Genomic DNA, 21,429 nt, shown 5'->3' with positions numbered 1-21,429 from the left:
AGACAACCATGAAAACTTTCCGTCGCACCCTGCTCGCCGCCCTGTCAGTGGCCGCGCTGGCTTGCTCGTTCCAGGCCGCCGCGCAAGACTTCAAGCCGCGCATCGTCCGCTTTGGCTACGGCCTCAACGAAGCGTCCAACCAGGGGCGTGCCACCAAGCTGTTTGCCCAAGAGGTCGAAAAAGCCTCGGGCGGCAAGATGAAGGTGCGCGCCATTGGTGCGGCCGCCCTGGGCTCTGACGTGCAGATGCAGCAGGCGCTGATCGGCGGCGCGCAGGAGATGATGGTGGGCTCCACCGCCACGCTGGTGGGCATCACCAAGGAGATGGCGATCTGGGACACGCCCTTCCTGTTCAACAACACCCACGAAGCCGACGCGGTGCTGGACGGCCCGGTGGGGCAGCGCGTGATGGACAAGCTCCAGGAAAAAGGCCTGGTGGGCCTGGTGTATTGGGAGAACGGTTTTCGCAACCTGACCAACAACAAGCGCGCCATCACCAAGCTTGAAGACATGGACGGCGTGAAACTGCGCGTGATGCAGAACACCGTGTTCCTCGACAGCTTCAAGACCCTGGGCGCCAACGCGGTGCCGCTGCCATTCTCGGAGCTGTTTACCGCGCTCGAAACCAAGACGGTGGACGGCCAGGAGAACCCCTACAACACCATCTTGTCGAGCAAGTTCTATGAGGTGCAGAAGTACCTCACGGTGACCAACCACGTCTACAGCCCCTGGATCGTGCTGGTCAGCAAGAAATACTGGGACGGCCTCTCGAAGGCCGAGCAGAAGGTGCTGCTCGACGCCGCCAAGAAGAGCCGCGACTTCGAGCGCCAGGACACCCGCGATGAGGCCAACAAGGCGCTGGCTGACCTCAAGGCCAAGGGCATGCAGATCAACGAACTGTCTGCCACCGAGGCCAGCCGCATGCGCGACAAGCTGGGCGCGGTGAACGCCAGCATTTCCGCCGATGTGGGCGAGGGCTTGTGGAAAGACGTGCAGGCTGCGGTAGCAAAGGTGCGCGCGGGCAAATAAGCCTGGCCATTGACCTGCAGACGACCCGCAGACGACCTGCAGACCGGCGCCTTGCCGGGTCTGGTGGTCTGGCGGGCAAAAAGGGGCTCCCCACGCGGGAGCCCCTTTTTTTATGCCCGCCCGCTGGTGAGCCAGTGCTTGCTGTGCGCCTGGGGCATGCCGCACCCCGAACCCTGTCCCCGAACCTCAATTGCAACAGCAGGGCAACACTTGCGTCGAAGTTGCCGTGCCCACCCCCATTCGCGAGATATCGGGCTTGCGCGGGTTGCGTTCGCAAGCCTTATGGGCTGAAATCAGGCGGTGGTAGGTGTTTCAACTTTCCAACTTTCAAGAGGGAGGTTCCAATGACGGTTGTTGCCAAGATTCTTCAATCCAAGCCCGACGCCATCGTGCACACCATCGCGCCGCAGGCGTCGGTGCTGGATGCGCTCAGGCTGATGGCGGACAAAGGCATTGGCGCCCTGGTGGTCACCCAGGGGGATGCCATTGTGGGTATCGTCACCGAGCGTGACTACGCCCGCAAGATTGCCCTGCTGGGGCGCACATCGGCCGCCACGCTGGTGCAGGACGTGATGACCACGTCGGTGCGGTTCGTGCGGTCCACCCAGACCAGCGAGCAGTGCATGCAGCTCATGACGGGCAACCGCCTGCGCCACTTGCCCGTGGTGGACGACAACAAACTCGTGGGCATGATCTCCATCGGCGATCTGGTGAAAGACATCATTTCCGAGCAGAAATTCATCATCGAGCAGATGGAGAACTACATCACCGGCAGCCAGGTGCGGTAGGGCGATAGGGCGGCCGGGCGGTAGCCTGGAAAAAAAGAGAAGCCCTGACAGCGGACAACGCGGTCAGGGCTTTCGTGCGGATGGCGCTGCCATCCGGGGGGCGGCCGCGCTGCGTGCGGCTCAGGCCACCTTCTCCACATGCGCCTGGCGCGTGTACAAAAAGTCGATCACCGCCTTGCGGTATTGCCCGTAGCGGGGGTCTTCGGCCAGCTCCACACGGCGGCGCGGGCGGGGCAGGTTGACGGCCAGCACCTCGCCAATGGTGGCGGCGGGGCCGTTGGTCATCATCACGATCTTGTCGGACAGCAGCACGGCCTCGTCCACATCGTGGGTGACCATGACCACCGTGCTTTGCGTGCGGGCGACGATCTCCAGCAACTCGTCTTGCAGCTTGGCGCGGGTCAGTGCGTCCAGCGCGCCAAAGGGTTCGTCCATCAGCAGCACCTGCGGCTCCATGGAGAGGGCGCGGGCAATGCCCACGCGCTGCTTCATGCCGCCCGATATTTCGCCGGGGCGTTTTTGTGCCGCCGCCGTCAACCCGACCAACGCCAGCGCTGCATCGGTGCGGGCCTTGAGTTGCGCCTTGGTTTCCCTGGCGCCAAAAACCCGCTCCACGGCCAGGTAGACGTTGTCAAAGCAGGTCAGCCAGGGCAGCAGCGAGTGGTTCTGGAAGACCACGGCGCGTTCGGGCCCGGGGCCTTTGATCTCCTTGTTGGCGCACAGAAGCGCGCCGGTGGTGGGGGTTGTGAGGCCCGCGATCAGGTTGAGCAGGGTGGACTTGCCGCAGCCCGAGTGGCCGATCAGCGCCACGAACTCGCCTTTGGCAATGGTCAGGTTGATGTCGCGCAGTGCAGGGAACAGGCCCTTGGCCGTCTTGAAGGTCTGCGCGACGCCGTGGACTTCGATGAACTTGGTGCTCGTGGCGGGGTGTGCGGATGCTGCCGCGGTGGTCGTGTTCATGCTTTCACCTCTTCAAAAGTAAATGCGGTGGCCAGCTTGATGAGTGCAAACTCCAGCACCAGCCCCACGATGCCGATCACGAAGATCGCGATGATGATGTTCTTGACGTTCAGGTTGTTCCACTCGTCCCACACCCAAAAGCCGATGCCCACGCCGCCCGTCAGCATCTCGGCCGCCACGATCACGAGCCACGCGGTGCCTACGGCCAGGCGCACGCCGGTCAGTGTGTAGGGCAACACGGCGGGGAAGAGGATTTTGGTGACGATCTTCCACTCCGACAGGTTGAGCACCCGTGCCACGTTCATGTAGTCCTGCGGCACACGCTGCACGCCCACCGCCGTGTTGATGATCATGGGCCAAATTGAGCAGATGAAAATCGTCCAGATGGCGGCGGGGTTGGCGCCCTTGAACACCAGCAGGCCAATCGGCAACCACGCCAGTGGCGAGACCGGGCGCAGCAGGCTGATGAGCGGGTTGAACATGCGCGCCAGGAAGTTGAACCGGCCGATCACAAACCCCGCCGGTATGCCCACCAGCGCAGCCATGCCAAACCCGATGGCCACACGTTCCAGCGACATCAGCACGTTCCAGCCCACGCCCTGGTCGTTGGGGCCGTTGCGGTAGAACGGGTTGCTGAAAATCTCCAGCGCCTGCTTCCAGGTTTCTTGCGGGCCGGGGATGCTGCCGCCCGTGGTGGTGGACACCACCGCCCACACGCCCACCAGCAGCCCCAGCCCACACAGCGGTGGCAGCACCGCCATCCAGAACGCGCGGGACATCGATGCCCAGTCGCGGCCCTTGGCCGGTGGAACGGGCCCAGTGGAGGGTGGTGTTGCAAGGGCTGCCGACGCGGTAGGCGTGCTGGTGGCATCGGTTTCTGAGTGTTTTTGGCCTCTATCGCTTATGGATAAAGCGCTGCTAGCTACATTTGTCATAGCGTTTTGTGCAGGCGCGGGCGCTGCATCCAGGGGGGCGTGAAAAACGGCACTGACCATGGGGTTCTCCTGTGCGGGGCGTCAAGAAAGTGGGGCAGGGGCGCGGTGGGAGCGGGCGGGGCAGGGCCTCACGCCTTGATCTTGAAGCCGTCGGCGTACTTGGCGGGGTCTTTGCCGTCCCACACCACGCCGTCGATGAGCTTGCTGGTGCGCATCACGTCCTTGGGCACATTGATCTTCATGGCGCTGGCCACCGATTTGTACAGGTCGATCTGGTTGATTTGCTTGGCCACCGCCAGGTAGTCGGGGTGGCTCTTGAGCAGGCCCCAGCGCTTGTGCTGGGTGAGGAACCACATGCCGTCTGACAGATAGGGGAAGTTGACCGCGCCGTCGTTGAAGAACTTCATGTGGTTGGGGTCGTCCCACGTTTTGCCCAGGCCGTTTTGGTAGCGGCCCAGAATGCGCTGGTTGATCACGTCCACGCTGGTGTTGATGTAGGCCTTCTGGGCCACGGTTTCGGCCATCTTCATCTTGTTGGACAGGCTGGCGTCGATCCACTGGCTGGCTTCGAGCACGGCCATCATCACGGCGCGGGTGGTGTTGGGGTTCTTCTTGACGAAATCGGCCGTGGTGCCCAGCACCTTTTCGGGGTGGTCTTTCCAGATGTCTTGTGTGGTGTTGGCCGTGATGCCAATGCCGTCCATGATGGCGCGGTGGTTCCAGGGCTCGCCGACACAGAAGCCGTCCATGTTGCCCACGCGCATGTTGGCCACCATCTGTGGTGGCGGCACGGTGATGAGCTTGGCGCCCGAGATGGGGTTGATGCCGGCCGCTGCCAGCCAGTAGTGCATCCACATCGCGTGGGTGCCGGTGGGGAAGGTGCCTGCAAAGGTGTATTCGCGCTTTTCCTTGGCCATGAGCTTGGCCAGCGAGGGGCCGTCCACCGCGCCCTTGTCGGCCAGGGCCTTGGACAGGGAGATGGCCTGGCCGTTGTTGTTGATGCTCATCAGCACGGCCATGTCTTTCTTGGGGCCCGCCGTGCCCAGGTGCACGCCATAGACCAGGCCATACAGCACATGGGCAAAGTCGAGTTCACCGTTCACCAGCTTGTCGCGCACACCGGCCCAGCTGGCCTCTTTGGTGGGGATGATGGTGACGCCGTACTTCTTGTCGAAGCCCAGCACCGAGGCCATGACCACGCTGGCGCAGTCGGTCAGCGGGATGAAGCCGATCCGCACTTCCTTTTTCTCGGGCGCGTCGGACCCCTGCGCATGAACCAGGGCGCGCAGCGCGGGGCTCACCCCCACCGCGCCCATGGTGGCGGCCTGCAGCACGGTGCGGCGGTTGAGGCTGGTTTTCAACAGATCGGTCATGGGGCGTTTCCTTGGTGCGTTAAAAACAAAAAAGGCGTCCTCTCCGGCTGGGTTGCACACTCACATGCAACGCCAAACGCGAAGAGGGACGCCTTTGTCCATGGCGATACCCCGGGGGCTCGCCGCAGCACCAACCCGTCATTGGGTCCGTGCCGTGATCAGTGGAACCGTCATTGGTCCCGCAAGGGGTAATGCAAGCGCCGTGCCAGACACGGGTTGTCTTGGGTTTGGTTGTTATCGGTGGATTATTGCTATATTTCGTATAGCTGTTAGCGCTTATAGGTTGGGCGCTGGAGGCCGATTTGGCTTGATTGACCAGCTATCTCAGGCAAACCCCATTCGCCCTGGGTTCTTGGGCAAGCGCAGGGCAGGCCCGTCGAAGGGCTCCCCAAAGTCGCGCAAGGCGCCGACAAGCTCAGCCCGAACTCAGCCCGAACGGATGTGGGGGCAGGCCTGGGGCCAGCAGTCCATCAGGCGATGGGGTTCTCAAAGTAGCCCGTGGGCCCCAGCCTGTTCTGCACTGTTGTTGTGCAATGCACCATTCGGTGGCCTCGCCTGGTGCAATGATTGCGCATAATTCGCATATAAAACCTTGTTTTTATATCAAAAAATGGCTAAGGAAGCTGTTTTGAAGGGGATTTCGCCGTTAAACTTGCCGCCAAGCGTCAGGGTTATCCCGTATTTTTTGACCCTGCCGTGCCTTCATTCATTGAAAGAGCCTGTCATGTTGAAAAAGACCCTGTCCGCAATTGCCCTTGCCGCCCTGGCCGTCAGCGCCCATGCTGCCGACGTGCTGAAGGTGGCCGCCACGACCGTGCCACACGCCGAGATCCTGAACTTTGTGAAACCCCAGCTCAAGGCCCAGGGCGTGGATCTGCAGGTCAAGGAGTTCAGCGACTACATCCAGCCCAACGCGGCGGTCGAAGACAAGCAGCTGGACGCCAACTTCTTCCAGCACCAGCCCTACCTGGACAGCTACAACAAAGACCGCAAGAGCAGCCTGGTGCAGGTGCCCAATGGCAAGGTGCATGTGGAGCCCTTCGGTGCGTACTCCAGCAAGATCAAGAACGTGAAGGACCTGAAGGATGGCGCCACGGTGGCGATTCCCAACGACCCATCCAACGGTGGCCGCGCACTGATCCTGCTGGCCAAGCAAGGGCTGATCGAGCTCAAGGACCCCAAGAGCCTCACGCCCACGCCGCTGGACGTGGCCAAGAACCCCAAGAAGCTGAAGTTCAGGGAGCTCGAAGCGCCCCTGCTGCCCCGTGCACTGGCTGACGTGGACCTGGCGCTCATCAACACCAACTACGCGATCGAAGCCAAGCTCAACCCGACCAAGGACGCGTTGTTCATCGAAGGCGCAGACTCGCCCTACACCAACATCGTGGCCGCCCGCGCGGACCGCGCCAACGATCCCCGCATCGCCAAGCTGATCCAGGCCCTGCACACCCCGGAAGTGAAGAAGTTCATCCAGGACAAGTACAAGGGTGCCGTGGTCCCTGCGTTCTGAGCGCGTCTGCGGCCTCTTTGCGCACCATCCAAAACGCTGCCTTCGGGCAGCGTTTTTTTGGGTGCACCAGGCGCGGGCGTCAGCCCAGCAGATCCATCACATCGAGCATGCGCTGTGCTACGTCCGCCAGCTTCAGGCCCTTGTCCATGGCCGTCTTGCGCAGCTTTTCATAGGCCGCCTGCTCGCTCAGGCCCTGGCGCTGCATGAGCAGGCCCTTGGCGCGGTCGATGGTCTTGCGGTCGCGCAGCTCGGTTTTGGCATCGGCGAGCTCGGCGCGCAGGGCCTGCTCGTGTTGGAAACGCGCCATCGCCACGTCCAGGATGGGGCGAATGCGCTGCGGTGCCAGGCCGGCCACGATATACGCCGACACCCCGGCGGCCACGGCATCCCTCACGTGCGAGGTGTCCTCGTCGTTGGTGAACATCACGATCGGGCGGCGCTCGTCGCGGGTGGCCATGACCACGTGCTCCAGCGCATCACGCGCTTCGCTTTCAGCGTCCACGATGATGAGGTCGGGCTGCAGCTGGGCGATGCGTTCGCTCAGAAAAACGTCGGCGGGCAGCGTGGCCACCAGATTGAAATTGTTCTCCAGCAAGCCAATGCGCAGCGCCCGCGAACGTTCTGCCTGTTCCACGGCGTGTTCGTCCTCGGGGTCGGCAATGGCCAGATCAGGGGCCACCACCACGATGCGCAAAGCCTCATTCATGGCTGCAGGCGCATGCAATTTTTGCGCCATGACGGCCCCGGCCGAGCATTGCAAAAGCAACCGCGTGCCACGCAGTCCCCATGTGGGTGGCCGTGCCTCGACCTGTTTTGCCGGGGCCGGTTGCCTGTGTCGTCGCGCTGCAGCCGGGATGGTGAGGCTTGTGGGGCCTGAAAGTTGCTAATACAGCAGCGTCCGGGCGGGCTTACCCCGTGGTGTCTTGGGGTGGGCCGCATGAACATCTCGTCACATTCATCCAACGATTGGGAGTTTTCTGCATGAATCAGCACATTCGCCGCCTGCGCCCCCTGGCGGGCGCTGCACGCCGCCTTGCCCCTGTCGCCCGCGTGGCCCTGGCCGTTGTGGCCGCTGCTGCCACTGCGGCACTGGTTGCGGGCTGCAGCAAGGTGCCCGATACCCTGAAAATCGGCGTGGCCCAGCCACTGACAGGCCCCCTGGGGGCCCTGGGGCAGGATCTGCTCAACGGGGTCAAGCTGGCGGTGGACGAGCTCAACAAAGCGGGCTACGCCGTCGATGGCAAGCGGGTGACGCTGGAGGTGGTGTCGGTGGACGACAAGGCCGATGCAGCCACGGGCAAGGTGGTCGCCCAGCAGCTGGTGGACTCGGGGGTGGTGGCGGTCATCGGGCACCTCAACTCGGGTGTGAGTATTGACACCGCACCCATTTATGCCGCCAAGGACATTGCGCAGCTCGCCATCTCGACCAACCCCAAGTTCACGCAGCTGGGTTTTCCCACCACCTTCCGCCTGGTGGGCAACGACACCTTGCAGGCGCGTGCCATCGGCTCGTTTGCTGCGACGCAACTGGGGGCTGCCCGCTACGCCGCGCTTGACGATGGAACCCCCTATGGCAAAGGCCTGGCCGATGGCGCAGCCGAGCAGCTCAAGGCCGAGAAAAAAGAGGTGGTGGTGCGCAAGTCGTTTGACGACAAGACCGTGGCGTTTGACGCACTGGCCGGTGAACTCAAGGCGGCGAAGGTCGAGGTGATTGTTTCCACCCTCAACGATTTTCAGGCGCTGGCACTGATAGACGCGCTGCGCAAGGTCGATCACACCAACGTGCGACTGCTGGGCGGAGACACGATCAAGACCACCGACATGACCCGGGGTGCCGGCGTGATCCAGGGCATCTATGCCACGTCGCCCGTGCTTGAAGCCAAGGAGTTCACCACCGGCAAGCCGTTTTTGGAGAAATACGTCGCCGCCTACAAAAAGCCCCCGGCCTATGGCGGCCACTACAGCTACGACAGCATGTACGTGTTGTCGGCGGCCATCCAGAAAGCCAAGTCTGCCGACCCCAAGGACATCACCAAGGCCCTGCACAGCATCAACGGTTATGCACCCGTGATCGGCACCATGAGCTGGGACGAAAAAGGCGAGCAGCGCTACGGTGCCGTCGGGGTGTACGAGCTGCGCAGCGGGGGCTGGGAGCTGCGCATGCGGTCAGACCGCTGGTGACACCCGCACGGGGCGCGCAGGCTCTCGCAGGCTCTCGCAGGCTCTTACACTCGCGGCATGAGTCTGCTGATACTGGGTATTGAATCTTCGTGCGATGAAACGGGCGTGGCACTGGTGCGCACCACAGGCAGTGCCGTGCCCACGCTGCTGTCGCACGCGCTGCACAGCCAGATCGAAATGCACCAGGCCTATGGTGGTGTGGTGCCCGAACTGGCAAGCCGCGACCATATCCGGCGCGTGCTGCCGTTGGCGACCCAGGTGCTGAGCGACGCTGGCCTCTTGCTGTCGGAGGTGGACGTGGTGGCCTATACCCGTGGCCCGGGCCTGGCGGGTGCGCTGCTGGTGGGGGCCGGTGTGGCCTGCGCCCTGGGAGCGGCCTTGGACAAGCCCGTGCTGGGGGTGCACCACCTTGAAGGGCACCTGTTGTCGCCCTTTTTGAGCGCTGACCCGCCCGAATTCCCTTTTGTGGCGTTGCTGGTGTCGGGCGGGCACACGCAACTTATGCGTGTGGACGGCGTGGGCCGCTACGAAATTCTGGGTGAAACCATTGACGACGCTGCTGGCGAGGCGTTTGACAAGTCCGCCAAGCTCATGGGCCTGGGTTACCCCGGTGGGCCCGCGCTCTCGCGCCTGGCAGAACAGGGCGACCCTGCGGCTTTCAAGTTGCCACGGCCCTTGTTGCACAGCGGCAATCTCGATTTTTCGTTTGCGGGGCTCAAGACCGCTGTGCTGACGCAAGCCAAAAAGCTGGGCGACGACCTGCCTGCGCGCAAGGCCGACCTTGCGGCCAGCACCGAGGCCGCCATCGTGGATGTATTGGTGAAGAAGACGCTGACGGCCCTCAAACAGACCGGCCTCAAGCGCGTGGTGGTGGCCGGGGGCGTGGGCGCCAATCGGCATTTGCGCGCTCAGCTCAATGCGGCCTGTGCTGCAGCCAAGGTGCGCGTGCATTACCCCGAATTGCATTTGTGCACCGACAACGGCGCCATGATCGCCATGGCGGCAGCGATGCGGTTGCAGGCAGGGCAGCAAGAGGCGCGCACCGACTACGCCTTTGACGTGAAGCCGCGCTGGCCGCTCGACGCCATCAGCCCCGTGCCGCAGGCTGCGACCTGACCCTCATAGGAACCGACGCCAGTGGTGCCGTTGTGCACCCCGGCGGGTGTTGGAGAGGCCGCATCATAGGCTGCGGCTCTCTGCGCGAGGCCGATAGATGTGCGCCGGTCTGCAGGGCGATCGGGCCGCCCATTGGCGAAAAGATGGCCCGCGTTGGCAGGCCCATCACCCCAGGCGTTCGTGGCCCGTTGGCTGGCGGGTGGCCACTGTTCATCCAAAGAAAAGACGGGAAACTTGACCCCGGGCATGGCAGCGCACCATATCCAACCCAGATTGTCTTGATTCTTTACCTGCGATTGACGTGCTGGGTGCCACCGCTCGGCCATGAGTTTGCACAATAGCGTCTCTTGCGCGAACGCGGTCCTGACCTCCATGAATCCCTTATCTACGTTGCACCGAGCCACGCCCCGTTTTCCCCCCCGTTGGGGCGTCTCACGGGGTGTGTGGGCCCAGGTGGCTGCCTTGGCCGCCTTGGCATCGTTGACCGGCTGTACCACCCTTGCCCCGCAGGATGCCCGTCTGCCCTCGCTCAACGTGCCGGCTGCCTGGTCTGAGGACGAGGCTGCCGCGCCGGGCCGCGCGGCCGATTCGCTTGCGCAATGGTGGCTGCGGTTGGGTGACCCCCAGCTCACCGCGCTGATCACGCAGGCCTTGCAGGCCAACACGACCGTGCGCACGGCGCAGTCTGCGCTGGCGCAGGCGCGCGCCCAGGTGGATGTGCAGGCTGCGGGCCTGTTGCCCAGCGTGAGCACTTCTGCCTCTGCGCAGCGCAGCCGCGCCGCCAGCAGCACCAGCAATACCTTCCAGGCCGGTTTTGATGCCAGCTGGGAGCCCGATGTGTTTGGCCGCCTGCGCAGCGGTGTGAACGCCAGCGAGGCCGATGCCGGTGCCGCCGAGGCCAGTCTGGCCGATGTGCAGGTGTCGCTGGCCGCTGAAGTCGCGGTGAACTACATCGAGCTGCGCGGGCTGCAGCAGCGCCTGGCCATTGCACAGAGCAACCTGGCCAGTCAGCAGGAGACCTTGCAGATCACGCAGTGGCGGTTGCAGGCCGGTTTGACCACCTCGCTGGTGTCCGAGCAGGCGCGGTCGGCGGCGCAGCAGACGGCGGCGCAGATCCCGGCGCTCGCGTCGAGCCTGGCGCAGTCACGCTACAACCTGGCCGTGCTCACAGGGCAGGCGCCCGGCGCGCTCGATGCCGCGCTGGCCGCCACCGCGCCGGTGCCGCAGCCATCGGCAGCGCTGGCGGTGGCCATCCCCGCTGAAACGCTGCGCCAGCGGCCCGATGTGCGGGCGGCGGAGCAGCGCATTGTGGCGGCGCTGGCACGGGTGTCGCAGGCGGATGCGGCGCGTTACCCCAGTTTTTCGCTCGGCGGCTCGCTGGGTTTGCGTGCGCTCACGCTGGGGGCGCTCTCCGGTGGCGGTGCGGTGACCAGCGCGCTGCTGGGCAGCGTGTCCGTCCCATTGTTGGATGGAGGCGCTGCGCGCGCCCAGGTGCGTGTGCAGGCTGCAGGCCTGGAGCAGGCCCGCGTGGCCTACGAAGCCACTGTGCTCACGGCGCTGCAGGATGTGGAAAACGCGCTGGTGGCCTTGCGCACGGACCGCGAACGGTTAGCGCTTTTGCAGGACGCAGCTGATGCCGCAGGCAACGCCGCGCTGCTGGCGCAGCAGCGATACAGCAGTGGCCTCATCGATTTTCAGTCTGTGCTGGAAACCCAGCGCACGCTGCTGTCCACCCAGGACAGCGTGGCGTCCGTCAACGCGGCCGTCGCGGCAGACCATGTGCGCCTGTACAAGGCACTCGGCGGTGGCTGGCGGTAGCCGTAGTGGCGGTTGCGGGCATGCGCCATGGTTGTTGTCTTGCCATTCGCCGGTCCGCCCGCAGCCTGGCCTGTGGCATCGCCACACGCCGACGGACCTTTTTTTGAATGACGCTTTATGAAAAAAACTGATACCCCCGACGCATCCACTTCCACCGGGCCGGCGGCTTCAGCCGGTCTGAATGCCTTGCTGGGCGCCGACCGCCCGCGCCGCTGGTGGCTGCGCACGCCGGTGTGGCTGGGCGTTGCAGCGCTGGTGGTGGTGGGTGGCGTCGTTTATTGGTGGCAAGCGGGCCAAAGTGCCAGCGTTGCGCCCAGCTACATCACCGAAGAACTGCGCCGTGGCAACCTCACACTTACGGTGTCCGCCAACGGCACGCTGCAGCCCACGCGGTCGGTGACCATCGGCAGTGAGCTGTCGGGCACCGTGCGCAATGTGCTGGTGGACGTGAACGACAAGGTCAAGAAGGGCCAGCTGCTGGTGGACCTGGACCCCGCCAAGCTGGAGTCGCAGGTCCTGCGGTCACGGGCTTCGCTGGCGTCGGCGCAGGCCCGCCAGGCCCAGGCCGCTGCCACCACGCAAGAGGCAAAGACCTCGCTGGCACGGCTGCAAGAGGTGGCGCGGTTGTCGGGCGGCAAGGTGCCGTCGGCGGCCGAACTGGACACCGGCCGCGCCACCCTCGACCGGGCACTGGCCGATGAAAACAGTGCGCGGGCCACGGTGCAGGATGCCCGCGCGGCCCTCTCCACCGACGAAACCAATTTGTCCAAGTCCTCGATCCGCTCGCCCATCGACGGCGTGGTGCTCGCACGATCGGTCGAGCCCGGCAACGCGGTGGCAGCGTCGCTGCAGGCCGTCACGCTGTTCACTGTGGCCGAAGACCTCACTCGGCTGCGTCTGGATGTGAACGTGGACGAGGCGGATGTAGGCTCGGTGAAGGTTGGGCAAACCGCCAGCTTCACCGTGAGCGCATATCCCTCGCGCCGGTATCCGGCCAAGGTCACGCGGGTGTCGTTCGGGTCCACCAAAACAGACAACGTGGTGACCTACATCACCTGGCTGGATGTGAACAACAGCGACATGAGCCTGCGACCGGGCATGACGGCGGCGGCCACCATCACGTCCACCGAGCGCAACGATGTACTGCTGGTGCCCAACACGGCCTTGCGCTTCACGCCTGCGCAGGCCCCCGGTGATGATGCCAAGCCAGGTGCTGGCGGTGCGAAGACGGCCGCATCGGGCAGTGGCGGGGGCATCATGTCGCAGCTCTTGCCGCGCATGCCACGCTCTGGCTCGGGTCCGCGCAAGCCTGGCAGCGCCGCAGAAGCGGGCGACGGGGCCGGCAAGACCCGGCAGGTGTGGATCCTGAAGGACGGGGCGGCGCAGGCGGTCACCGTGCAGGTGGGCATCAGCGACGGACGCCACACCGAGGTCACGGGCGAAGGGCTTGTCCCCGGCATGGCCGTGATCACGGACCAGCGCAGCGCCGCTGCCAAGCCATGACCGCAATGGACACACCCATCATCCGCCTGCGTGGCGTGACCAAGGTCTATGGCGAAGGCGCACTGGCTTTTCAGGCGTTGAAAGGCGTGGACCTGGACATTGCCCAGGGCGACTTCGTGGCCATCATGGGGCCCAGCGGCTCGGGCAAGTCCACGGCCATGAACACGCTCGGTTGCCTGGACCGTCCCACCACGGGCGAATACCTGTTCAAGGGCGTGCATGTCGAATCCCTCTCGCGCGATGAGCGCGCGCGGCTGCGGCGGCGCTATTTTGGCTTTGTGTTCCAGGGCTTCAACCTGCTGGCGCGCACCTCGGCGCAAGAGAATGTGGAATTGCCCCTGCTGTACCGTGGTGAATCAACCGCAGCGCGCCACGCCGCAGCGGCCAGGGCGCTCGACGCGGTGGGGCTCAAGGGGTGGGAGCATCACACGCCGTCCGAGCTGTCGGGCGGGCAGCAGCAGCGCGTGGCGATTGCACGCGCCATCGTGACCGAGCCAGCCGTGCTGCTGGCCGACGAGCCCACGGGCAACCTCGACACACAGCGCAGTCGCGAAATCATGGAGCTGCTGTGGCGGCTCAATGTGCAGCAGGGCATCACCGTGTTGATGGTCACGCACGAGCCCGACATGGCGGAGTACGCGCGGCGCATCGTGCGGTTTGTGGATGGCGTGGTGGACAGCGATGCACCCAACCCCCATCCACGGGGTCTGGGCCCTGATGCCGCCCAGGCCGCCAGCGCAGTGGTCCCCGCAGCGGCACCGGCGCATGGGGAGGGCCACTGATGTTCTTCAACACCATCTTTCTGGCCTTGCGGTCCATCCGGCGCAACCTGATGCGCTCGTTCCTCACCGTCCTTGGGATCGTGATCGGCGTGAGTGCGGTCATCACCATGGTCACTCTGGGCAATGGCGCCACGCTGGCCATCCAGAACCAGATATCGGGCCTGGGCACCAACCTGCTGCAGGTGCGCCCCGGCCAGCGCATGGGCCCCGGCGGTGGCACGGGCGCCCCGGCGTTCAAGGACACCGACGCCGACGTGATTGCCCAGCAGATCGGCGGCATCCTGGCCGTGGCGCCCGAGGCCCGCGCGGCCGCCACGGCCGTGGTGGGCGGGCGCAACTGGACGACCAGCGTCATCGGCAGCACCAATGCCTGGCTGCAGACCGGCAACTGGACTGTGCGCACGGGCCGCGACTTTTCGGACGCCGAGCTGCGTGCGGGCGCCGCCGTGTGCGTGATCGGCGAAACCGTGCGGCGCGAGCTGTTTGGCAGCAGTGATGCCGTGGGCGAACAATTGCGTGTAAAGGCCTTTTCGTGCGAGGTGGTGGGCGTGCTCACGTCCAAAGGGCAGGGCGCTTTTGGCAATGACCAGGACGACATGGTGCTGGTGCCGCTGCGCACCCTGCAGCGCCGCGTGACGGGCAACACGCGCGTGAACACGCTGCTGGTGTCGATGAAGGACGGCAGCGACCCCGAGCGTGTGAAGGCGAGTCTCACGCAGCTGCTGCGCGAGCTGCGCAAGCTCGCCGATTCGGACGAAGACAACTTCAACGTGCTCGACACCAAACAACTGGCCGACACGCTCTCGGGCACCACCAAGGTGCTGACCACGTTGCTGGGCGCCGTGGCCGCTGTGAGCCTGCTGGTGGGCGGCATCGGCATCATGAACATCATGCTGGTGAGCGTGACCGAGCGCACGCGCGAGATCGGCCTGCGCCTGGCCATTGGAGCGCTCGAGCGTGAGGTGTTGCTGCAGTTCCTGATCGAAGCGGTGGTGCTGGCGGCGCTCGGTGGGCTTGTCGGCATCGTGCTGGCCACGGGGGCATCGCTGGCGCTGTCCGCACTGATGGGGGTGCCCTACCTGTTCAACCCGGGTGTGAACCTGTTGTCGTTCGTGTTCTCGGCCGGCATTGGGGTGGTGTTTGGCTACTTCCCGGCCCGGCGCGCAGCCCGCATGGACCCCATTGATGCGCTGAGGCATGAATGAGGTTGGGGTGCGGCCCCGCAGCGATCAGCGTAGTGGTTTGACATGAAAAAGGCATGTAGCGCTATTGCTACATGCCTTTGTTGCTATATTTATAATAGCGAACTGGCCACGTGAGCTGCCTTGCGAAAGCAGCAGGCCTTTGCGCGCAAGAGGCCGCTCAGTGAATGGTCAAGGTAGTGGCCTTGCTGGTGGGCTCCACGCGAGCGAGGGTCAGCGTCAGTACGCCGTTCTCCAGCTTGGCATTGCTGGCGGTGGCATCCACTTCATCGGCCAACTCCCAGGCGCGCTGCACCTGGCGCGGTGCGCCTTCCACGCTTTGCAGGCGCACGGTGTTGCCTTCGATGCTGATCTGCAGTTGGTCGCGGGTGAGGCCAGGCACATCCAGTTGCAGCGTGGTGGTTTTTTCGTCCTGGGTCACGGTGCAGCCAGCAGAGCCTGCAGAGCGGCCTGCGGTCGGCGCGGCCATCGTTCCCATCAGAAAACGCTGCAGAGCGAGATCGGCAGAACGGGGGGCTTGGGCGTAGGCTGCGCGGCGAATCACGGGGGCGAAGATCATGAGGTACTCCTATACACTGCGCGGCTCTCGACGTGGTCGCCGCATGGCAAAGAGGTGTGTACGGCCGCGCCGCTTTTCAAGGGAAAAATCAGCATGTTTATATTGCGCACGGCAGGCTTGAAATCAGGCTTCGCGGCATTACGTCAGTCCGTTTGTGTCCTTGGTGCCGCTTGTGTGGCGGTGTTGGCGCCCTTGACTGCAGGGTGGGCACAAGCGGCTGCACCATCGGCTCCATCGGCGGGCTCGGCAGCCTCGGCGGCGGTGACGCAGGCCAAGCCGGTGAAGATGGCATTGATCGAGAGCCTCTCTGGCCCGTTTGCCAATACGGGCGAAGCTGTCTACCGCAACATTTATTGGGCCATGGAACGCGTGAACGCACGCGGTGGCGTGCAGCTGCCGGCCACCGCTGGCGGCCCGCGCCCGCTGGCGCTGGAGCGCTATGACAGCAAGGGCCAGAACGAAGAAGCGCTGTCGGCATTGCGCGCGGCCATTGATGACGGTGCCCAGGTTATTTTGCAGGGCAACTCGTCGGCCACGGCTGCGGTGCTTATCGAGGCCATCAACAAACACAACGAGCGCGATCCGGGCAAGCGGGTGCTGTTCCTCAACTATTCGGCGGTGGACCCGATCCTCACCAACGAGAAGTGCAGCTTCTGGCACTTTCGTTTTGACGCCCACGCCGACATGCGCATGGCAGCGCTCATGCAGGTGATGCGCGAAGACAAGGCGATCAAGCGCGTGTACCTTATCGGCCAGGATTACAGTTTTGGCCAGGCTGTGCTGCGCGAGGCCAAAAAGCAGCTGGCCACACAACGTCCCGATGTGGCGGTGGTGGGTGAAGAGCTGCACCCTGTCGGTCGCGTGAAAGACTTCGCGCCTTATGCCGTCAAGATCAAGGCCAGTGGTGCGCAGGCTGTCATCACCGGCAACTGGGGCAATGATCTGACGCTGCTGGTGAAGGCCGCACGCGACGTGGGCTATGAAGGAAGCTTCTACACCTTCTATGGCAACGCGCTGGGCGCGCCTGCTGCCATTGGCGACGCTGGTATCGGCAAGGTCGTGGCCGTGGCCGATTGGCTGCCCAACGTGCCAGGCGCGCAAAGCGAGGCGTTCTACCAATCGTTTCGCGCGCGCTTTCCCAAGCCACAGGACGACTACGTGCACATGCGCATGCAGCTCATGATCGAGGCACTGGCCCAGTCCATTGAGCGCGCGGGCAGCACCGACGTGGTGGCCGTCGCCCGGCAGATGGAAACCGCCAACGTGCAGATGGCAGGCCAAGGCGGCCACATGCGCGGTGCCGATCACCAGTTTCAGCAGGCGCTGGCCGTTGGAGTGATGGGGAAAAAAGGTTCGCCCGGTGTGAAATTTGACGTGGAAGGCTCGGGCTACGGGTTTCGCGTGGTGCGGCAGATAGCGGCCGACAAGGCACAACAGCCGCACAGTTGCCAGATGCAGCGTTTTTGAGTTATTTTTTACCCGGGTATATTGCGTAAAAATATTGCCCGGGTAAAATTTGGCAATGATCACTTCGTTGCCTGCGTTGACCCCTCTGCCTGCATGCGGGGGCGAGAACGCCATCCCTCCCTCTTCGGAAACACGCCGCGAGCTGCTGCGGCAATACAAGCAGTCGCGTCCTCTCGCTGGTGTTTTCAGGCTCACCAACCTGGTCACTGGCCGGGTGTTTGTGGGCGGCAGTCTCCAGCTCGACGGCGCGATGAATCGCATGCGATTCGAGCTGAAAATGCGTTCGCACCGCAATCACTTGCTGCAGCAGGACTGGATCGCGCACGGCGCCGAGGCTTTCAGCTTCGAGGTGCTCGATCAGCTCAAGGAACGGGACGATCCTCTGTTTGACTATGCGGGCGAGCTGGCCAGCATGCTCGCGCTGTGGCGCGAAGAGATTCCTTGTCACGGCGATAGCGGCTACAACGGTGGGCGTCCATGAGTGTTCATACCCTCACGGCGTTCGGAGGTTTTGAGCGCATCGCACACGGCAACCGCGAAGACGTCTTTGCACAGTTGCGCCCTCTCCAAGGCGGCGCTGCGCTCCTGATTTTTGACGATGCCACCGGTGCGTTGGTGGACCTGGATCTGCGCGAACCGGCAACCGCTGCTGCCCCAGAGCCCGCCATCGAGAGCCCGCCGCGCAGCGTAGGCCGCCCCAAGCTGGGTGTCATTGCGCGCGAGGTCACGCTGTTGCCGCACCACTGGGATTGGCTCAGCCGCCAACCCGGCGGTGCCTCGGTGGCCCTGCGCCGCCTGGTGGAGGAAGCGCGACGCATCCACCAGGGGCGCGACACGGTGCGCGAATCGCGCGAGGCGGCCTACCGGTTCATGACCGCCATGGCCGGGTCGCTGGAAGGTTTTGAAGAGGCGGCCCGTGCGCTGTTTGCGGGTGACCAGGCGCGCTTTGATGCGTTGCTGGCGCTTTGGCCTGTGGATGTTTCACACTATTTGCAGGGCCTGGCCGCTGCGTCCTGGAGCCCCGATGCCCCCCACTGAGATGACCCCCGGCGCCGTCGCAGCCACCCCACGCCCGCTGTGGCGCGTTTTTGGCGCTTTTCTGGCGCCCATGCTGGCGAGCAACATCCTGCAGTCGCTCTCGGGCACGCTCAACAACATCTATATCGGCCAGATGCTGGGCGTGAAGGCGTTGGCGGCAGTGTCCGGTTTTTTCCCGGTGATGTTCTTTTTTATTGCTTTCATGATCGGCCTGGGCGCTGGCGCATCGGTGCTGATTGGCCAGGCCTGGGGTGCGGGCAAGGTCGACCGGGTGCGTGCAGTGGCCGGTACCACGCTCGCAGTGGGCGTAGTGTTTGGCCTGTTGGTGGCCGTGCTGGGTGGGACTTTTACTGGTCCCATGCTGCGCGCGCTTGGCACGCCGGCTGACATCCTGCAAGACGCCACCGCATACGCTCGCATCATCCTGATTGCCATGCCTGGGCTGTTTGTGTTTCTGCTGGCCACGGCCATGTTGCGTGGGGTGGGCGACACCGTCACGCCGCTTTACACCCTGCTGATTTCGGCAGGTATCGGCCTGGTGCTCACGCCTGCACTGATTCGCGGCTGGGCAGGGTTGCCCCAGCTGGGCGTAGCCAGCGGCGCGGCTGCGACGGTGGTGTCGTTTGTGGTGGCCACCACATGGTTGGGCTGGCGGCTGGTGCGCCTGAACAGCCCGCTCGCGCCCGGGCATGCGTTGGCGCGGCATTTGCGCATTGACCTGGCCTTGTTGCGCGGTGTGCTGCGCGTGGGGCTGCCCACCGGGGTGCAGATGATCGTGATTTCGCTGGCCGAGCTGGCGTTGCTGAGCCTGGTCAACGGCTATGGCTCCAAGGCCACGGCGGCCTATGGCGCGGTGAACCAGGTGGTTGCGTATGTACAGTTTCCGGCCATCTCGATTGCTATCACCACGTCTATCCTGGGCGCGCAGGCCATCGGGGCCGGGCGCCTGCATACGCTGGGGGCCATCGTACGCACGGCGCTGTGGATGAACGTGGTGCTGACGGGAACACTGGTGCTGCTGGGTTACTTGTTCTCGCGTGTACTGATGGGTTTTTTCATTACCGATGCAGCCGTGATCGAGGTGGCGCAGGAGCTGCTGCACGTCATGCTGTGGAGCACCGTGATTTTCGGCATGGCCTCTGCGCTGTCGGGGATGATGCGGGCCAACGGCGCGGTGCTGGTGCCCACCGGCATTGCGATTGCCTGCATCGCGCTGGTTGAGCTGCCTGCCGCCTGGTTGTTGAGCCACCAGTTCGGGCTGCACGGGGTGTGGATGGGTTATCCGGTAGCGTTTGCTGCGATGCTTTTGCTGCAGGGCACCTACTACCGGAAAATCTGGCGCCACCAGCCTATCCGCAAGCTGGTGTAACCCCGTCCGGCCTTTGAACAGGCTCTTAGCGCCGGATGCGGTGCCCCGTTTTGAACACCCACCACACCACTGCAAGGCAAATGGCCATGAAGACCAGCGTCATGCCCACGCTCACGCCGATGTGTACATCCGCTTGGCCGTAGAAGGCCCAGCGCAGGCCGCTGATGAGATACACCACGGGGTTGAACAGCGACACCGTCTGCCAGAAAGGCGGCAGCATGTTGATGCTGTAGAACGCACCGCCCAGAAAGGTGAGCGGCGTGATGACCAGCAGCGGTATGACCTGCAGCTTCTGAAAGCTGTCGGCCCACAAGCCGATGAGGAAGCCGAACAGGCAAAACGTGATGGCCGTGAGCACCAGAAAGCCGACCATCCACACAGGATGCGCCACTTCATACGGCACAAACACGCGCGCCGTGGTCAAAATGAGCACGCCGACCAGCAGCGACTTGCTGGCCGCTGCGCCCACATAGCCTAACAGCACCTCCACCCAGTTCACCGGTGCGCTCAGCAGCTCGTAGATGGTGCCTGACCACTTGGGCATGTAGATGCCAAAGGCCGAGTTGGAAATGCTCTCGGACAGTAGCGACAGCATCAGCAGCCCGGGGATGATGTAGGCGCCGTAGCTCACACCGCCGATGTCGCCCATGCGCGAGCCGATGGCCGAGCCAAAAACAATGAAATAAAGCGCGGTGGAGAGCACCGGTGCAATCAGGCTTTGCATCCAGGTGCGAAACGCGCGGTGCATCTCGAAGCGGTAGATGGCGCTCACGCCATGCAGGTTCAGGCTGGTCATGCTGTTGGTGCTTTCGGTTCGGTTTTGCCCTGGTGCACAAGGCTCACAAAGATGTCTTCGAGCGAGCTTTCGCTCGAATGCAGGTCCTTGAAGTCAATGCCGTGCTCGGCCAGTGCACGCAAGAGCGCGGCAATGCCGGTGTCCTCCTGCTGGGTGTCGAAGGTGTAGGTCAGGGCGGAGCCGCCGTGGCTGAGCACCAGCGGCCAGCGCGCCAGCGCATCGGGCACATGTCCCATGGGCTGTTGCAGCGTGAGCGTCAGCTGCTTTTTGCCGAGCTTGCGCATCAGCACGTCCTTGTCTTCCACCAGAATCAGCTCGCCCTTGCGGATCACGCCGATCCGGTCGGCCATGTCTTCGGCCTCTTCAATGTAGTGGGTGGTCAGGATGATGGTGGTGCCCGCGTCACGCAGCGCGCGCACCAGGCGCCACATGTCGTGGCGCAGCTCCACGTCCACGCCGGCGCTGGGTTCATCGAGGAACAGGATCTTGGGCTCGTGCGACAAGGCCTTGGCGATCAGCACGCGGCGTTTCATGCCACCCGAGAGCGCCAGGATCTTGCTGTCTTTCTTGTCCCACAGCGACAGGTCCTTGAGGATCTTTTCGATGAAGGCCGGGTTGGGCGCCTTGCCAAACAGGCCCCGGCTGAAGGTCACCGTGGCCCACACGGTTTCAAATGAATCGGTGTGCAGCTCCTGGGGCACCAAGCCTATGGCGGCCCGGGCGGCGCGGTAATCGTGCACGGTGTCGTGACCGTCAGCGGTGACGCTGCCCTCGGTGGCATTGCTCATGCCACAGATCACGCTGATGAGCGTGGTCTTGCCCGCGCCGTTGGGCCCGAGCAGCGCAAATATCTCGCCCGGACGGATGTCGAGGTCGATGTTTTTAAGCGCCTGAAAGCCGCCAGCGTAAGTTTTGCTCACGCCGCGCACGCGGACGATGGCGTCCACAGCAGGTGTTGTAGATGGTGATGCAGGCATAAGGCAGGGGTGAAAAACAGGCGGGCC

20 protein-coding genes are annotated in these 21,429 nt (G+C 64.0%); 13 read left to right on the top strand and 7 right to left on the bottom strand.

The window, feature by feature from the left end; translation table 11 throughout:
- Positions 1-8: 8 nt before the first annotated feature.
- Both KI609_RS16330 and KI609_RS16325 read left to right on the top strand, forming a co-directional pair.
- On the top strand, positions 9-1,028 hold the full coding sequence (locus tag KI609_RS16330) for a TRAP transporter substrate-binding protein (protein ID WP_226444627.1): 1,020 nt from the start codon (positions 9-11) through the stop codon (positions 1,026-1,028).
- A gap of 344 nt (positions 1,029-1,372) precedes the next feature.
- The gene (locus tag KI609_RS16325) at positions 1,373-1,816 is read left to right on the top strand and encodes a CBS domain-containing protein (protein WP_226444626.1); all 444 of its coding nucleotides are present in this window, start codon (positions 1,373-1,375) and stop codon (positions 1,814-1,816) included.
- Positions 1,817-1,936: 120 nt separating this feature from the next.
- Here the strand turns inward: KI609_RS16325 and KI609_RS16320 are convergent, their stop codons facing one another.
- The 3 genes from KI609_RS16320 to KI609_RS16310 all read right to left on the bottom strand — a co-directional run bounded on the left by KI609_RS16320 (position 1,937) and on the right by KI609_RS16310 (position 5,084).
- Positions 1,937-2,776 (bottom strand): ABC transporter ATP-binding protein, encoded by an 840-nt coding sequence (locus KI609_RS16320; RefSeq protein WP_226444625.1) that lies wholly within the window; start codon positions 2,774-2,776, stop codon positions 1,937-1,939.
- The gene (gene ntrB / locus KI609_RS16315; RefSeq protein ID WP_226444624.1) at positions 2,773-3,771 is read right to left on the bottom strand and encodes a nitrate ABC transporter permease; all 999 of its coding nucleotides are present in this window, start codon (positions 3,769-3,771) and stop codon (positions 2,773-2,775) included. The genes KI609_RS16320 and ntrB overlap by 4 nt, the downstream gene beginning before the upstream one ends.
- Positions 3,772-3,839: 68 nt before the next feature.
- Positions 3,840-5,084, bottom strand: coding sequence for a CmpA/NrtA family ABC transporter substrate-binding protein (locus KI609_RS16310; protein ID WP_226444623.1), 1,245 nt, complete (start codon positions 5,082-5,084; stop codon positions 3,840-3,842).
- A 724-nt stretch (positions 5,085-5,808) separates the two neighbouring features.
- On the opposite strand from KI609_RS16310, the gene KI609_RS16305 reads away from it, so the two are divergent.
- The gene (locus KI609_RS16305; protein WP_226444622.1) at positions 5,809-6,594 is read left to right on the top strand and encodes a MetQ/NlpA family ABC transporter substrate-binding protein; all 786 of its coding nucleotides are present in this window, start codon (positions 5,809-5,811) and stop codon (positions 6,592-6,594) included.
- A 79-nt stretch (positions 6,595-6,673) separates the two neighbouring features.
- On the opposite strand, the gene KI609_RS16300 is transcribed toward KI609_RS16305, so the two are convergent.
- Entirely contained in the window at positions 6,674-7,300 is a 627-nt protein-coding gene (locus KI609_RS16300; RefSeq protein WP_226444621.1) for an ANTAR domain-containing response regulator, read from the bottom strand.
- Positions 7,301-7,575: 275 nt separating this feature from the next.
- Between KI609_RS16300 and KI609_RS16295 the strand changes: the two genes are divergently transcribed.
- From KI609_RS16295 to KI609_RS16270, 6 genes are all read left to right on the top strand, one after another.
- Positions 7,576-8,775 carry a branched-chain amino acid ABC transporter substrate-binding protein gene (locus KI609_RS16295; RefSeq protein WP_226444620.1) on the top strand — a complete coding sequence of 400 codons (1,200 nt, stop codon included), beginning with the start codon at positions 7,576-7,578 and terminating at the stop codon, positions 8,773-8,775.
- A 57-nt stretch (positions 8,776-8,832) separates the two neighbouring features.
- Entirely contained in the window at positions 8,833-9,891 is a 1,059-nt protein-coding gene (gene tsaD, locus KI609_RS16290; RefSeq protein ID WP_226444619.1) for a tRNA (adenosine(37)-N6)-threonylcarbamoyltransferase complex transferase subunit TsaD, read from the top strand.
- Between the two features lie 372 nt (positions 9,892-10,263).
- A complete protein-coding gene (locus KI609_RS16285) occupies positions 10,264-11,709 on the top strand; it encodes an efflux transporter outer membrane subunit (protein WP_226444618.1) in 1,446 nt (481 codons plus the stop codon).
- A 117-nt stretch (positions 11,710-11,826) separates the two neighbouring features.
- The gene (locus KI609_RS16280) at positions 11,827-13,212 is read left to right on the top strand and encodes an efflux RND transporter periplasmic adaptor subunit (RefSeq protein WP_226444617.1); all 1,386 of its coding nucleotides are present in this window, start codon (positions 11,827-11,829) and stop codon (positions 13,210-13,212) included.
- Entirely contained in the window at positions 13,209-13,994 is a 786-nt protein-coding gene (locus tag KI609_RS16275; RefSeq protein ID WP_413463330.1) for an ABC transporter ATP-binding protein, read from the top strand. Before KI609_RS16280 ends, KI609_RS16275 begins: the two co-directional genes overlap by 4 nt.
- A complete protein-coding gene (locus KI609_RS16270) occupies positions 13,994-15,199 on the top strand; it encodes an ABC transporter permease (RefSeq protein WP_226444615.1) in 1,206 nt (401 codons plus the stop codon). Before KI609_RS16275 ends, KI609_RS16270 begins: the two co-directional genes overlap by 1 nt.
- A gap of 157 nt (positions 15,200-15,356) precedes the next feature.
- On the opposite strand, the gene KI609_RS16265 is transcribed toward KI609_RS16270, so the two are convergent.
- A complete protein-coding gene (locus KI609_RS16265; protein WP_226444614.1) occupies positions 15,357-15,755 on the bottom strand; it encodes an Hsp20/alpha crystallin family protein in 399 nt (132 codons plus the stop codon).
- A 93-nt stretch (positions 15,756-15,848) separates the two neighbouring features.
- Between KI609_RS16265 and KI609_RS16260 the strand changes: the two genes are divergently transcribed.
- Genes KI609_RS16260 through KI609_RS16245 form a run of 4 tightly spaced genes read left to right on the top strand, consistent with a single transcriptional unit; the run spans position 15,849 to position 19,629 of the window.
- Positions 15,849-17,222, top strand: coding sequence for a branched-chain amino acid ABC transporter substrate-binding protein (locus KI609_RS16260; RefSeq protein WP_413463329.1), 1,374 nt, complete (start codon positions 15,849-15,851; stop codon positions 17,220-17,222).
- 55 nt (positions 17,223-17,277) lie between these two features.
- Positions 17,278-17,703 carry a GIY-YIG nuclease family protein gene (locus tag KI609_RS16255; RefSeq protein ID WP_226444613.1) on the top strand — a complete coding sequence of 142 codons (426 nt, stop codon included), beginning with the start codon at positions 17,278-17,280 and terminating at the stop codon, positions 17,701-17,703.
- Entirely contained in the window at positions 17,700-18,260 is a 561-nt protein-coding gene (locus KI609_RS16250) for a DUF2239 family protein (RefSeq protein WP_226444612.1), read from the top strand. Before KI609_RS16255 ends, KI609_RS16250 begins: the two co-directional genes overlap by 4 nt.
- Position 18,261: 1 nt before the next feature.
- On the top strand, positions 18,262-19,629 hold the full coding sequence (locus KI609_RS16245) for an MATE family efflux transporter (RefSeq protein ID WP_226444611.1): 1,368 nt from the start codon (positions 18,262-18,264) through the stop codon (positions 19,627-19,629).
- Between the two features lie 25 nt (positions 19,630-19,654).
- Here the strand turns inward: KI609_RS16245 and KI609_RS16240 are convergent, their stop codons facing one another.
- Together KI609_RS16240 and KI609_RS16235 are read right to left on the bottom strand one after the other, a co-directional pair.
- The gene (locus tag KI609_RS16240; RefSeq protein WP_413463328.1) at positions 19,655-20,425 is read right to left on the bottom strand and encodes an ABC transporter permease; all 771 of its coding nucleotides are present in this window, start codon (positions 20,423-20,425) and stop codon (positions 19,655-19,657) included.
- Positions 20,422-21,402: an ABC transporter ATP-binding protein gene (locus KI609_RS16235; RefSeq protein ID WP_226444610.1), complete on the bottom strand. Its 981-nt coding sequence runs from the start codon at positions 21,400-21,402 to the stop codon at positions 20,422-20,424. Before KI609_RS16235 ends, KI609_RS16240 begins: the two co-directional genes overlap by 4 nt.
- Positions 21,403-21,429 lie beyond the last annotated feature (27 nt).

This window comes from Acidovorax radicis (assembly GCF_020510705.1).
GTDB classification, from domain to species: Bacteria; Pseudomonadota; Gammaproteobacteria; order Burkholderiales; family Burkholderiaceae_C; genus Acidovorax; species Acidovorax radicis_A.
This window is presented reverse-complemented; position numbering and strand designations above follow the sequence as displayed.

Bases quoted from the DNA above. Each gene is read 5' to 3' on its own strand.
- KI609_RS16330 (WP_226444627.1), top strand. From the start codon at position 9: ATGAAAACTTTCCGTCGCACCCTGCTCGCCGCCCTGTCAGTGGCCGCG.
- KI609_RS16325 (WP_226444626.1), top strand. From the start codon at position 1,373: ATGACGGTTGTTGCCAAGATTCTTCAATCCAAGCCCGACGCCATCGTG.
- KI609_RS16320 (WP_226444625.1), bottom strand. From the start codon at position 2,776: ATGAACACGACCACCGCGGCAGCATCCGCACACCCCGCCACGAGCACC.
- ntrB (WP_226444624.1), bottom strand. From the start codon at position 3,771: ATGGTCAGTGCCGTTTTTCACGCCCCCCTGGATGCAGCGCCCGCGCCT.
- KI609_RS16310 (WP_226444623.1), bottom strand. From the start codon at position 5,084: ATGACCGATCTGTTGAAAACCAGCCTCAACCGCCGCACCGTGCTGCAG.
- KI609_RS16305 (WP_226444622.1), top strand. From the start codon at position 5,809: ATGTTGAAAAAGACCCTGTCCGCAATTGCCCTTGCCGCCCTGGCCGTC.
- KI609_RS16300 (WP_226444621.1), bottom strand. From the start codon at position 7,300: ATGAATGAGGCTTTGCGCATCGTGGTGGTGGCCCCTGATCTGGCCATT.
- KI609_RS16295 (WP_226444620.1), top strand. From the start codon at position 7,576: ATGAATCAGCACATTCGCCGCCTGCGCCCCCTGGCGGGCGCTGCACGC.
- tsaD (WP_226444619.1), top strand. From the start codon at position 8,833: ATGAGTCTGCTGATACTGGGTATTGAATCTTCGTGCGATGAAACGGGC.
- KI609_RS16285 (WP_226444618.1), top strand. From the start codon at position 10,264: ATGAATCCCTTATCTACGTTGCACCGAGCCACGCCCCGTTTTCCCCCC.
- KI609_RS16280 (WP_226444617.1), top strand. From the start codon at position 11,827: ATGAAAAAAACTGATACCCCCGACGCATCCACTTCCACCGGGCCGGCG.
- KI609_RS16275 (WP_413463330.1), top strand. From the start codon at position 13,209: ATGACCGCAATGGACACACCCATCATCCGCCTGCGTGGCGTGACCAAG.
- KI609_RS16270 (WP_226444615.1), top strand. From the start codon at position 13,994: ATGTTCTTCAACACCATCTTTCTGGCCTTGCGGTCCATCCGGCGCAAC.
- KI609_RS16265 (WP_226444614.1), bottom strand. From the start codon at position 15,755: ATGATCTTCGCCCCCGTGATTCGCCGCGCAGCCTACGCCCAAGCCCCC.
- KI609_RS16260 (WP_413463329.1), top strand. From the start codon at position 15,849: ATGTTTATATTGCGCACGGCAGGCTTGAAATCAGGCTTCGCGGCATTA.
- KI609_RS16255 (WP_226444613.1), top strand. From the start codon at position 17,278: ATGATCACTTCGTTGCCTGCGTTGACCCCTCTGCCTGCATGCGGGGGC.
- KI609_RS16250 (WP_226444612.1), top strand. From the start codon at position 17,700: ATGAGTGTTCATACCCTCACGGCGTTCGGAGGTTTTGAGCGCATCGCA.
- KI609_RS16245 (WP_226444611.1), top strand. From the start codon at position 18,262: ATGACCCCCGGCGCCGTCGCAGCCACCCCACGCCCGCTGTGGCGCGTT.
- KI609_RS16240 (WP_413463328.1), bottom strand. From the start codon at position 20,425: ATGACCAGCCTGAACCTGCATGGCGTGAGCGCCATCTACCGCTTCGAG.
- KI609_RS16235 (WP_226444610.1), bottom strand. From the start codon at position 21,402: ATGCCTGCATCACCATCTACAACACCTGCTGTGGACGCCATCGTCCGC.